This window comes from Metapseudomonas resinovorans DSM 21078 (assembly GCF_000423545.1).
GTDB classification, from domain to species: Bacteria; Pseudomonadota; Gammaproteobacteria; order Pseudomonadales; family Pseudomonadaceae; genus Metapseudomonas; species Metapseudomonas resinovorans.
The window spans coordinates 353,450-365,580 of record NZ_KE384030.1; the positions used below are offsets into that span (position 1 = coordinate 353,450).

The 12,131-nt window shown below is 65.2% G+C and carries 8 protein-coding genes; 5 read left to right on the top strand and 3 right to left on the bottom strand.

Annotation, left to right across the window (positions count from 1 at the left end):
• Positions 1-42: 42 nt before the first annotated feature.
• From G559_RS0125040 to G559_RS0125050, 3 genes are read right to left on the bottom strand one after another with little or no spacing between them, the layout of a single operon-like run.
• The gene (locus tag G559_RS0125040; protein ID WP_028630854.1) at positions 43-513 is read right to left on the bottom strand and encodes a curlin; all 471 of its coding nucleotides are present in this window, start codon (positions 511-513) and stop codon (positions 43-45) included.
• 9 nt (positions 514-522) lie between these two features.
• Complete coding sequence (locus tag G559_RS0125045) at positions 523-2,757, bottom strand: Ig-like domain-containing protein (RefSeq protein ID WP_028630855.1); 2,235 nt, start codon at positions 2,755-2,757, stop codon at positions 523-525.
• Positions 2,758-2,796: 39 nt separating this feature from the next.
• Positions 2,797-4,158: a hypothetical protein gene (locus G559_RS0125050; RefSeq protein ID WP_028630856.1), complete on the bottom strand. Its 1,362-nt coding sequence runs from the start codon at positions 4,156-4,158 to the stop codon at positions 2,797-2,799.
• A gap of 376 nt (positions 4,159-4,534) precedes the next feature.
• On the opposite strand from G559_RS0125050, the gene G559_RS0125060 reads away from it, so the two are divergent.
• The 5 genes from G559_RS0125060 to G559_RS31045 form a co-directional block, all read left to right on the top strand.
• Positions 4,535-5,992 carry a sensor histidine kinase gene (locus G559_RS0125060; protein WP_036997860.1) on the top strand — a complete coding sequence of 486 codons (1,458 nt, stop codon included), beginning with the start codon at positions 4,535-4,537 and terminating at the stop codon, positions 5,990-5,992.
• A complete protein-coding gene (locus G559_RS0125065; RefSeq protein WP_028630859.1) occupies positions 5,992-7,389 on the top strand; it encodes a sigma-54-dependent transcriptional regulator in 1,398 nt (465 codons plus the stop codon). Before G559_RS0125060 ends, G559_RS0125065 begins: the two co-directional genes overlap by 1 nt.
• A 585-nt stretch (positions 7,390-7,974) precedes the next feature.
• Positions 7,975-8,154 carry a hypothetical protein gene (locus G559_RS0125070; protein ID WP_028630860.1) on the top strand — a complete coding sequence of 60 codons (180 nt, stop codon included), beginning with the start codon at positions 7,975-7,977 and terminating at the stop codon, positions 8,152-8,154.
• A gap of 245 nt (positions 8,155-8,399) precedes the next feature.
• The gene (locus G559_RS0125075) at positions 8,400-9,710 is read left to right on the top strand and encodes a methyl-accepting chemotaxis protein (protein ID WP_028630861.1); all 1,311 of its coding nucleotides are present in this window, start codon (positions 8,400-8,402) and stop codon (positions 9,708-9,710) included.
• A gap of 259 nt (positions 9,711-9,969) precedes the next feature.
• The coding region (locus G559_RS31045) for a DUF5801 repeats-in-toxin domain-containing protein (RefSeq protein ID WP_036997873.1) at positions 9,970-12,131 on the top strand (2,162 nt) is incomplete at its 3' end.

Sequence of the window (12,131 nt, forward strand, 5' to 3'; positions counted from 1 at the left end):
GGGGATGATTCCCTGCGAGTCGTTCGGATCGTGAGTTCGCCTTCAGTGCTGGATCACCTGCACGCTGAGGCCGTTTCCATACTGGGTAATGGTGCTGTTCAGTCCCTCCCCGGACTGCACGATGGACGCGCTGTTGTTGGCGCCTACCTGGTCGATCTCGGCCCGGTTGTAGGCGCCGCTTTGAGAGATGTAGGCCTGGTTGCCGGTGCCCTGCTGGGTGATCGAGGCCAGGTTCTGCACACCTTCCTGGAGGATGTAGGCCTCCTGGTCGCTGCCGTTCTGGATGATCTGTCCCAGCAACGAATGCCCGTCCTGCGTCAGCAACGCGACATTCGCTTCGCCCAGCTGGCGCACCAGGGCCTGTTGGTCCAGGGGAGCGCCTGGCGGGCTGCCAAGGTCGGCGTTGCCGCCGGCCAGGTCGAAGTTTTCCATCAGGTCCGCCGCCGGCAGCGCACCGCTGCCCAGCCCGAAGGCGAGCAGGGTGGCGATGCGCAGCGCGGTGGCGGTGTTCATGGCCGGCGCCTAGCGGGGCGCCAGGGTCACGGTGCGCACCGTGCCGTGGGACGAGGTGATGGTTGCCGTGGGGTTCGCGCTCGGCGTCACGTTGGTGGTGGTTACCGAAAGCCGCCAGCGCCCGCCCAGCGGTACCGCCACAGTGCCCAGGTCCAGCGGGCCGGTGGTGGTGGTCACCTGTACGCGGATGCTGTTGCCGGTGGTGATCGAGCTCTGGCCGGTCAGGCTCCAGGTGACGCGGTTGTTGGAGCGCAGGGTGAACTCGGCGGTGGCTACCGTCAGGGTCTCAGCCGTGGCCGGCGGTGGCGACACCTGGACCGTCACGGTGACTGGGGCGGAGAGGGCGCCGAAAGCGTCCTGCACCTGGTAGGTGAAGCTGGCGGTGAAGGCGCTGGTGACCGTGGCCGGCGGCGTGTAGGTGATGCTGGTGCCGTCGGTGCTGGCGGTGCCCTGTCCGGTGCCCGGCTGGGTCAGGTTGACCACCGAGAGCGGTGCGTTGCCTTCCGGATCACTGTCGTTGGTCAGCACGTTCAGCGTCAGCGGCACGCCCAGGGTGTTGCCGGTATCGGGCAGGGCCACTGGTGGCTGGTTGGGACTGACACTCACGGTGACCGTAGCCGGCGCCGACGCCTCGCCGCGTACGTCCATTGCACGGTAGGTGAAGGTCGCGGTGAGTGGGCTGTTGACCACCGGTGGCGGTGTGTAGACCACGCCGGTGCTGCCGTTCAGGGTCACGCTGCCCTGGCCGTCGGCCGGCTGGGTCAGCCCGGTGATGGACAGTGGCAGGTCGCCGTCGGCGTCACTGTCGTTGGTCAGTACGGCGATGGTCACCGGTACGCCGAAGCTGGTGCTGGCGCTGTCCGCGTTGGCCACCGGTGCCTGGTTGGGCACTTCTTCCGGTGCGCTGCCGACTACCACTACAGGTTCGGTGTCGGCACCGCCTGCCGCGGATTTCACCGTGACGACCGCTGGCGGCTGGGCCAGGTCGGTGACCCGCAGGCTCTGCAGGGTGCCGGCCTTGGTCAGGCGACCGAAGCCCTGGGCGGCGAGGTCGGGGATCTGCACCTCATCGCTGGAGCTGGCTTCGATGGTCAGCGAGCGATCGGCCCAGTTGTAGCGGGCGGTGCTGACTTTCACGACGTCTGTGACTGCACGGGAGACCGACGTGGGTTTGGTGAGGCCGGACGGATCGGTACCGGTGACCACCACGAATGGCGGGAGGACCCCCGGTGCCGGGTTGTGGGCGAAGAAGAACCCACTGCCGTCGTTCACCATGTCTGCCAGGCAGGCCGGCTGGGTGCCGCCCTCCACCAGTTCCAGGGTTTCCCGGTAGCAGAACTCGGAATTGGCCGGGCCGTTGGCGAACACTTCCAGGCGGGTGCCCTGGCTGGTGCGCCGGTAGCTGGCGCGTTCGATTTCCACCGGGGTGGCGGCGCGCGAGTCGAAGATCTTGCCGGAGACCGAGAACAGCTCGGTGCGGATGGTGCCTGCCGGCCCGCTGATTTCGACGTAGTTGGTGCCGAAGGGGCTGCCGGTCACGGTTGACGGGACATTGGGATCGCCGATGAACAGCTCCTCTTCACCGGTCTCCGGGTTGGTGGCCGGGTAGGGCGCACCAGGCCCCTTCAGGAACGGACCGACGTCGCCGTTGAGGGCGCCGTTGAAGATCCCTGGCGCACCGATGCCGATGTCGCGGGTCATGTTGATGGCGCGGCGGCCGCCTCTGTCGGCAATGTCCGCCGCGGTCACGTTGAAGGTTTCCACGCCGTAGGGGTGGGTGACCGTGTAAGTGCCGGGCGTGGGGATGCTGGCGCGGATGCGGATACGCGCGAAGCTCTGCTGGTCGCCGGCGCGGGGTAGTTCCAGGGCGAAGGCAGCCTCGATGGCGGCGGTGTACACCTCCAGCTCATAACCGGCAGCATTGGCCGGAATGGCGGCTTCGGCCATGTACCAGAAGAGTTCACTGGGCCAGTTGTTGGGGAAGACCATCGGCTGGGTATCGTCGAACACACCCGGCTCCGGTATCAGGGTGCACATATAGGAACCGGGTACGAGAGGACTCTGGGCCTTGGACTGGCAGAGCTCCAGGCTGAGGTTGTCGTTGTCCTGGTACCACTGCGGGAAGTAACCGGTGGACGCGGTGTAAGGGCCCGGGTCGACCGCCTTGAGGGCGGCCTCGGCCATGTCGATACCCTCGACGGCGAGACCCAGGGTGGTGAGAAGCAGGCAGGGCCACTTGTTCATGTTGCCTCCTGGCGCTTGAGCGCTCGGCTCTGGGTTCGCTTAGGGAAGAATGACCACTTCTTCGGTATCACTGCCGCCGCTGCCCGAGGTGACGGTCACCGTCGCGGGAGGCGTGGGCGTGATGCCGGTGGTAAGCGTCTTGGTGGCGCCGTCCCCGCTGAGCGCGCCAATGGCGGCGCCGCTGCTGGCGGTGGCGGTGAGCGCCGGTGGCGAGGTTTCGTCGCTGCTGCTGGCCACCACGGTCAATTGGCCGGAGGCCAGGCTGTATTCGGCACGCTGGATGTGGACCAGATCGACCAGCGGGGCGGCCTGGGTGGTGGGCGTGCTTTCCGGGATGGCGACGCTGTTGTCGGCGGTGATCGAGACGCTGGCCGGCAGCGTCGGGCTGCTGTTCGATTGGCCGTACCAGTTGCCGGTGGCGTTGGCCTCGGTCATGGGCACCGTCGTGGCGGCGCTGTCTTCGTAGCTGGCGGTGCCGGGGGGCGGCGGTGCCATGACGAAGACGTCCTGCTGGGCGCTGGCCCCGGTTTCGCCGGCGCTGCGCGAATAGGTGGAGCGCTGCACGATCACCGGGGTGGGGCGGATCACATCGGACAACTTGCCGGACACGGAGAAGAGGTTGGTGCGCAGGTCGATGCCGCCAGGGCCCTGGATGCGCACGTAGTTGGTGTCGAAGGGGCTGCCGGTGACCGGTTCGTTCAGGTTGGGGTCACCGATGAAACGCTCCGAGAGGCCGGTTTCCGGGTTCACCTCGGTGTAGGGGCCGTTGACGCTGCGCAGGAAGGGGCCGACGTCGCCGCCCAGCGCGCCGTTGTAGGTCTTGGGTGCGCCGATGCCGATGTCGCGGGTCATGTTGATGGCGCGTCCGCCGTCGGTGCCGAAGTCATCCGCGGTGACCTCGAAGACCTCCACGCCGTAGGGGTGGGTGACGGTGTAGGTGCCGATGGTGGGGACATCCACCCGGATGCGGATACGGGCAAAGCTGATCTGGTCGCCCTCGGCCGGGTTTTCCACCACGAAGGCGGCTTCCAGCGCCGCGCCGAAGTCCAGGTCGATGCCGCTGGCGGCGTCGGCGATGGCGGCGTCGGCGGTGAACCAGAAGGCTTCCGGCGGGAAGTTGGTGGGGAAGGCCAGCGGCTGGGTGTCGTCGTAGACGCCCGGTTCCGGCAGCAACGAGCACATGTAGGCCGGGGCGCCAGGTGCGCCGCCTGCCCGGGAGCTGATGGTCTTGGACAGGCACAGGTCCAGGGTGCGGCCGTGGGTGTCCTGGTACCAGGCGGCGAAGGAGCCTATGTCGGGGTTGTAGGGGCCCTCGTCAACGGCGTACAGGGCGGCGGTTACGTGTTCTGCGGCGACCACGAGGAAGATCGAGGTGGTGGCCTTGGCGAGTTTGCGTTGCATGAGCTTTCCCTCTTGCAATGTGGGGGCCCTCCCTGCGGATCTGCTGCGCCACAGGCTGGCTGACCGGCCCTCCGCAACGAGCGTGCCAGTGTTCCCGAATCACCTCGCCAAGCCGCACCCGGCAAGGCTTCTGGCCGTGCTGGATGCACTCGCCAACGGCACCGGGCAGGTGGGTGAGTCTCCCCACTACTGGGTGAATCTGGGGGGGGTTGGGGGAGTGGGGGAAAATCGGGTGAACCTGGGGGAGGCCGCATGGAGCGGGGCTTTCACTCCAAACCGGTAAAACGGGCCTGGTTTATGCACTGGTACCTGCGTCCAAGGCCGCCCGGTTGGCACGACGGGTCGAACCCATCACGCAACGCATAGGAAGGTTTCCATGAGCGCTCTGTCGGTGATCTGGGATAAGTACGCAACCGGCAAGGCCGGCGACTCGCCACCTCCGCAGTTCAACCTGCTGCGCTGGTTCTCGCTGGTCAGCCTGGTGGTGATCGCGAGCGTGGCCATCGGCCTCGGGGTCATTTCCACGCGTTTCGTGGTGACCGAGAGCATCGAACGCGATGCCATGCTCAGCTCGCAGTTCATCCAGTCCATCGCCCAGGCCGAGATCCGCCATGTGGCGCTGCCGGCGAGCATGACCATGGGCGAGCTGCTGGACGCCCGCCAGGATGGCCACCATCCGCAAACCATGCTGGAAGCACGGCAGCGGGCGCGCAACGAGTTCCTCGACCACATTGCCATGCTGCCCGATGCCCTGCTGGCGAATATCTACGGTGCCGACCGGGTGATCGTGTGGTCGACCAACCCGGCACTGGTGGGCAAGGACCTGACTGGCAACGAGGACCTGGAACAGGCCTTCTCGTCGCCGATGCAGGTGGCTTCCAGTTATGACGAGGTCACCGGTGGGCGCAGCGAGCAGAAGTTCCTCCGCGCGCCGCGCACCCTGTTCATCGAGAACTACATCCCGCTGCTGGACGACCAGGGCAACGTCGCTTCGGTGGTGGAAATCTACAAGGAGCCCCGTGACCTGGTGCAGCGCATCCAGCGCGGCTTCGTGCTGATCTGGCTGGCCACCGCCATTGGCGGCGGCCTGATCTACTTCGGTCTGTTCTGGATCGTGCGCCGTGCCTCGGGCCTGTTGGCCCAGCAGCAGAGCCAACTGATCGCCAACGAGACCTTCGTCGCCCTGGGCGAAATGTCTTCCGCTGTGGCCCATAGCCTGCGCAACCCGTTGGCGTCGATCCGCTCCAGTGCCGAACTGGCCCAGGAACTGGTGGCCCCGCCGGTGCAGAAGAACATCGCGGACATCATCAGCCAGGTGGATCGCATGTCGAAGTGGGTGCGCGAGCTGCTGATTTCGGCGCGGCCGCTCTCCGGTGATTTCGAGGAGGTGGAGCCGATTGCGGTGATCAACGAGGCGTTGCATGGCTTCGATCAGCAGATCCGCCATAGCGGCGTGCGGGTGGAGTTCCATGCCGAGGCGGCGCCCGCGGTGGTCAGCCACCGGGTGCTGCTGGCGCAGGTGCTCAACAGCCTGTTCGCCAACGCTATCGAGGCGATGCCCAATGGCGGTCTGCTGCGCATCGAGGTCAAGCCCGACAGCACCGGCAAGCGCCTGATGCTGGCCATTACCGACACCGGCCAGGGCATGACGCGCAAGCAGGAAACCATGGCCTTCAAGCCCTACTACACCACCAAGCAGGGTGGGCTGGGCGTGGGGCTGGTGATGGTCAAACGCATCATGGAACGCTTCGGCGGCAAGGTCAGCCTGACCAGCCGTGAGCGGGAAGGCACCCGCATCTGCCTGAACTTCAAGGTCGCTGGGGGGCGGGGGTAATGGAACACAGCGTACTGATAGTCGAAGACGACGAGCTGCTGGCCGGCAACATCCAGGTCTACCTCGAACGCAAGAACTTCGAGGCGCTGGTCTGCCACTCGGCCGAAGAGGCGCTGGAACTGCTGCAGGACCAGGTGCCCGACGTGCTGCTCACCGACAACTCCCTGCCGGGCATGAGCGGCCATGAGCTGATTCGCGAGGTGAGCAACCGCGCGCCGCAGATCAAGCCGATCATGATGACCGGCTACGGCAACATCGAGGACGCGGTGCAGGCGATGAAGGCCGGTGCCTTCCATTACCTGACCAAGCCGGTGGCCCTGGCCGAGCTCAAGCTGTTGCTGGACAAGGCCCTGGAGGCCCAACGCCTGGAGCACAAGCTGGATTTCTATCACAGCCGTGCGGCGCAGGATGCCGGGCTGGCGGCGATGATCGGCGAGTCGCCGGCGATGCTGGAAGTCAAATCCATGGTGTGCCAGCTGCTGGATGCCGAAAGCCGTATGGTCGATGCCGAGTTACCGGCGGTGCTGGTCGAAGGCGAGACAGGCACTGGCAAGGAACTGATCGCCCGTGCCCTCCACTTCGACGGCGCGCGGAGCAAGGGACCTTTCGTCGAGTTCAACTGCGCCTCGATTCCTGCGCACCTGCTGGAAGCCGAACTGTTCGGCCATGAGAAGGGCGCTTTTACCGATGCCAAGGAGCGGCGCCTGGGGTTGGTGGAGGCGGCTGACGGCGGCACCTTGTTCCTCGACGAAGTGGGCGAAATGGACCTGGTGCTCCAGGCCAAGCTGCTCAAGTTGCTGGAGGACCGCACCATCCGCCGCATCGGCTCGGTGAAGGAGCGCAAGGTCAACCTGCGCATCATCAGCGCCACCAACTGCAACCTGGAGCAGATGGTGCAGCAGGGCAAATTCCGCCGGGACCTGTTCTTCCGCCTGCGCATCATCTCCATCCGCGTGCCGCGCCTGTACGCACGTGGCGACGACATCCTGTTGTTGGCCCGGCATTTCCTGAAGCAGCACGGCAAGCGCTATGGCAAGCCGGGGCTGCAGTTCACCAGCGAGGCCGAGCATCTGCTGCAGAGCTACAGCTGGCCAGGCAACGTGCGCGAGCTGCGCAACATGCTCGAACAGACCGTGCTGCTGGCCCAGGGACAACTGGTGAGTGCCGCACAACTGCACATCTGCCCGAGCCTGGTGGACGAGTCGTCCAGTCACTACCGCACCCATGGCAACGGCAATGGCGCCGAGCCCGAGGACGAGCGGGGCCTGGTCATCCGCATGCTCGACAAGACCGATTGGAATGTCACCAAGTCCGCCCGCCTGCTGGGCCTGACGCGGGACATGCTGCGCTACCGAATCGAAAAACTGGGCCTGGTCCGGCCGGATCGCCGTCACTGATCCGCCACCAGGCCCCGGTGCCTTCTGGCGCCACTGTTCCCTAGCACTCCCTCTCGCCAGTACGGGAGGAGGAGATCCTTGTGGCCGGGCTGCGATCCTGCTCGCATCGCCGCATCGTCCACCGGGGTTCGGTGCCCTCACACCGGCCCCGCTTTCTTATTCCGGGCGCCAGCTTCGCAAGGGGCTGGCGCCTTTTCCTTGAGGAGCGGCCTGCGCGGCAGGCCCGTAGGAGCCCGCTTGCTGGCGAAGGTGTCCGGTCCAACCGGCGGGGCCGCTGTGCGGCCCTCCTTGGCAAATGAATTGGCGATGCCTGCGTTGGCTGTTGCGAGAGATTGACCATCTGGCCAAGAGCCTTGTAGGAGCTGGCTTGCCAGCGAAACGGGGCCATTCGCTGGCAAGCCAGTTCCTACGGGCGATGCAGCTGCTTGCAACACGTAACGCAGACAAAGCCGATGAACTCGCCCCTACAGGGTGTGTGCCACGGGCATGGCTCGGTGTTCGACGCCGGCGACCGATGGCCTTGAACGCCGTGCCGTGCTGCCGACTCAAATGGGTAAGGACCCTGTCGGTCCCGCGAGGTGCAGCATGAGTAGTGAGCGAAGAAGCGGCATTTCCGGCAATGACAAAAAGTGCCAGGACGACTTTCCGCGCTGGCTGATCGACCCCGATTACATCGACCTGGAGCTGGAGCGCGATCCGGACGACCCACGGTTCGATCCCACGCTGGACGATGCTGAAACTTTCCGGCATTCCCACAGGGGATGAATGAGCGTGGTTTTTAGTTGTAGCGCTGCTCGAATGGCTAGTGGCAGAATGCGATCAAGCGACAAGGACGTCACCCATCTTCACGGCGCCTGCCGTCCCCCAGCGGCCCCGCACATCACTTTCCCCCAGACGCACGCTGCCGGCATTTCCCGGTAATCAGCCAGGGGGCTCAGGGGCCTAAAGAAGCGGTCAGCGCTGCCGATGCAGGAAATACCTCCCTGCGTTTTCTTTCCCCGAGTCCCGACATGTTCAACTCCCGCCTGAAACAGGAACTGCGCAGCCTGCGCGAAGAGCTGTCCTCCATCCAGCAGGTTCGCGCCAGCCTCGATGAGGAAATGCTCGCGCTCTACCTCGACGCGCGCGGTCGCATTGAGTCGGTCAACGCCCATTTCGAAAAGGAAATGCTCTACCGCGCCGACCAATTGCTCGGTCGAGCGCTGCTGGAGCTGATTCCCCAGCATGTGCGTGGCCTGGAGTTCCACCTGCGGGTGAAGAATGCGCTGGAGCGGGGCGAGCATCTGGCTGGGGTGGTGCGCCTGTTGCGCGGCGATGGCGAGGAGGCCTGGCTGCGTTGCATCCTGCAGCCGATCCGCGACAGCGCCGGCAAGCTCCAGCGCTTTTCCATCTACGCCAGCAACCTGACCCGCACCATCGAGGCCTCGCGCGAGCACGAGAACCTGATCAACGCCTTGCAGCGCTCCACGGCGGTGATCGAGTTCAACCTGGACGGCGAGGTGCTGGCCGCCAACGACAGATTCCTCGACGCCATGGGTTACAGCCTGGAGCAGATCCGTGGCAAGCATCACCGCCTGTTTTGCGAGCCGGTCGAGTACAACTCGTCGCAGTACCAGGCCTTCTGGGACAAGCTGCGTCGCGGCGAATTCGTCGCCGATCGCTTCAAACGTGTGGATCGCCACGGCCGCACGGTCTGGCTGGAAGCTTCCTACAACCCGATCATCGACGCCCATGACCGCCTCTACAAAGTGGTCAAGTTCGCCACCGTGATCACCGATCAGGTCAACCGCGAAGCGGCCGTGGCCGAGGCCGCCGGCATCGCCCTGGAGACCTCCAGGGGCACCGATGACAGCGCGCAGCGCGGCGCCGCCGTGGTACAGCAGACGGTGGATGTCATGCGTGAGCTGGCCATCCGCATGCAGGAAGCGGTGCAGGGCATCGAAGCGCTGGACCAGCAGTCGCAGGTCATCGGCGCCATCGTCAAGAGCATCAGCGGGATCGCCGACCAGACCAACCTGCTGGCCCTCAACGCCGCCATCGAAGCCGCCCGCGCCGGCGAGCAGGGGCGTGGCTTCGCGGTGGTGGCCGACGAGGTTCGTCAACTGGCTTCGCGCACCAGTTCGGCCACCGTGGAAATCACCAAGGTGGTGGAACAGAACCAGCAACTGGCCGAACGCGCCGTCGCCATGATCGATCGCGGTCGGCAGCAAGCCGAACTGGGCCTTGAGCTGTCCGGCCAGGCTGGCACCGCCATCGTCGAAATCCAGGACGGCGCGCAACGCGTGGTCAACGCCGTGGGGCGTTTTTCCAGCCACCTGTAAGCGTGACGAAAGGGCGCCCGGCCTTCGCGTCGCTGCGGCCCACCCTTGGGCAAGCTCTCCGGAGTCCGATCAAAGTAGAGCGCTGTGGCCAGCGCTGCCGTGGCGCATGCCATGAATACGCCATTAGCCTGAAACTCCCAGACACTCTGGGAGTATCTGGTGATGCGTGGCTTTTCGACGAGTCCCTATAGTCGGGGCAGCCAAGAGAGAACGGGGGCCTCGTTCCGACCCCGTCTATTCACATCGCCGGGAGTTCACCATGGCAACTCACAAAAAACACTCATCGCACAAGCACGATCTGGTCGCCCGCTCAGGGGCTGATCCCCTTCGACAGGACCGTCAAGGCGAGCATGGGTGGGATGGAGATGATGACGATGCGCGCGGCGACTTCAGTGTCGCGACTTCCCTGGTCGAGCCAGGTGTCAGCACTGACCTGGACGATTACGCACCCGGCAGCACCGCCACCATCACCGCTGACGGATTTGCGCTCGGCAGCACGGTGCAATTCCAGGTGCAGCACGCGGTGGGGGCGGGAGCGGATGGTGAGTGGGGCACGCCGGACGATCTGATCGACACCAACACCGGGGACGGGCACGACCCCTGGTACGTCACCGACGGCGGAGCAGGCGACCTGGATGGGGCGGCCAATGGCAGCGTCACTACCACCTGGTATGTGAACCCCGACGACTCGGCGGGAGCCACCTTTTTGCTGACGGCCAGCGCCGCCGGAACCGATGGCCAATACGGCACCACCGATGACACGTTGGCTTCCAACACGTTCACTGACAGCGTTCCCGGCATCACCACCACCGGTGTCGACGTCGTTCTGGACGAAACCGCCGGGCTGCAGAACGCGGCGGTCCCGTTGAGCCCGGTGGGAGACGCCGACGATAACGACATCCTCGTGGCGTCCCTGCCGACCACCTTCGCCGCTCGCCTGGGCGCCCTGGGCGTCGGCACGGCCCTGGGGGCGGCCCTCAGCGGCTACACAGGCGCGGTGGGTGATACCGGCAGCAACGTCTTCACCATCTCCGCAGCACCGGGGGCGAGCATTACCGACGTGGGCTTCACCGACAGTGCCGGTGCGCCGCTCAGCGGCCTGGACAGCGGGTTGGATACCCTCGATGGCAGCAGCATCCTTCTGTACACCGACAGCGACAACAACATCGTCCTTGGCCGGGTCGGTGGGCCTACTGGCGCCATCGTGTTCGCGGCCTACATCGAGGAGACCGGATCGCCGGTCACCGGTGGCAAACTGTGGACCGTGCAATACCAGCCGCTCAAGAACCTGGACACCACCAGCCATGACGATGCTCTCAATCTGCTGAACAAGGTTTATGTCAGCACCAGCCAGGACCTGGTCTTCAGCCTGGCCAATGCGCCCTCCGGGCAGAACCTTTTCCTGATGTTCACCACGGCCAACCCGACGCTGGTTGATGTCGGGGGCGTCATGCGGATCACCGATCCGGCCATCATCGCCACGGGCAAGGACCCGGCCAACCAGTCCAATGGCGTGAACATCACCACCGGCGACACCATCAACACCAGCCAGGCGGGTGGTCCCACCACGTTCGGCACCAACAACCAGATGATCGTGGAGCAGGAAGGTATCCGCTTCACCTTCGTCACGGGCGCTCGCCAGAACGTGACCATTCCCAACCTGGACCAGAACGAAGCAGACGTCGAAGCCAGCATCGACTTCACTGCCATGTTCAATGCGCGCTCGGCCAGCTTCGATGTGGTGCAGCTGCAGAGCGGCAAAAGCGCCGTGGTGAAAATCAGTGCCTTCAGCACAGCCTTCGAGCCGGGAGTGAACTTCATCGATGGCTACGGCAATGACGCCTCGATAGCGATCGACAACGTGATCGTCAGGAACAGCGCGGGGCAGATCATCGAGAACTCGAACGGCTCGGTGAACGATCCGGCCATCGTCATCAGTTTCTCAGCAGGTGTCGCGACCATTACTGGGGTAAAGGCCGGCCACAAGATCGAATACACCACCAGCCAGGACCACAACCGCGTGCTTGTCGAGAATGGCGCGGCCGTCACTGCCAAGGGAAATGACCACGCCGACTTTGACATCGGCGGCTTCATGCTGCGGCAGGTGTCCACGGCCAAAGCCGAAGTCGGTTCGAAGATGATCTTCGAGGATGACGGCCCGTCCATTACGGCCAATGCGGTGACCGTACCGACCCTCACCACCGACGACACCGACATCCCGGACGCCGATGGCCCGGTGAGTTTCGCCGGCCTGTTCAACGCGGCGGACTTCGGCCAGGACGGCTTCAAGGACAGCGACAACAACGACCTACAGGACGCCGACGCCATCGCCTACGCCCTCGACGTGAGCGCCCCCGGCGGCGTGGACAGCGGCCTGCTGGACACCCAGTCCGGCGACAAGGTCTACCTCTTCCTCGAAGG

Bases quoted from the DNA above. Each gene is read 5' to 3' on its own strand.
- G559_RS0125040 (WP_028630854.1), bottom strand. From the start codon at position 513: ATGAACACCGCCACCGCGCTGCGCATCGCCACCCTGCTCGCCTTCGGG.
- G559_RS0125045 (WP_028630855.1), bottom strand. From the start codon at position 2,757: ATGAACAAGTGGCCCTGCCTGCTTCTCACCACCCTGGGTCTCGCCGTC.
- G559_RS0125050 (WP_028630856.1), bottom strand. From the start codon at position 4,158: ATGCAACGCAAACTCGCCAAGGCCACCACCTCGATCTTCCTCGTGGTC.
- G559_RS0125060 (WP_036997860.1), top strand. From the start codon at position 4,535: ATGAGCGCTCTGTCGGTGATCTGGGATAAGTACGCAACCGGCAAGGCC.
- G559_RS0125065 (WP_028630859.1), top strand. From the start codon at position 5,992: ATGGAACACAGCGTACTGATAGTCGAAGACGACGAGCTGCTGGCCGGC.
- G559_RS0125070 (WP_028630860.1), top strand. From the start codon at position 7,975: ATGAGTAGTGAGCGAAGAAGCGGCATTTCCGGCAATGACAAAAAGTGC.
- G559_RS0125075 (WP_028630861.1), top strand. From the start codon at position 8,400: ATGTTCAACTCCCGCCTGAAACAGGAACTGCGCAGCCTGCGCGAAGAG.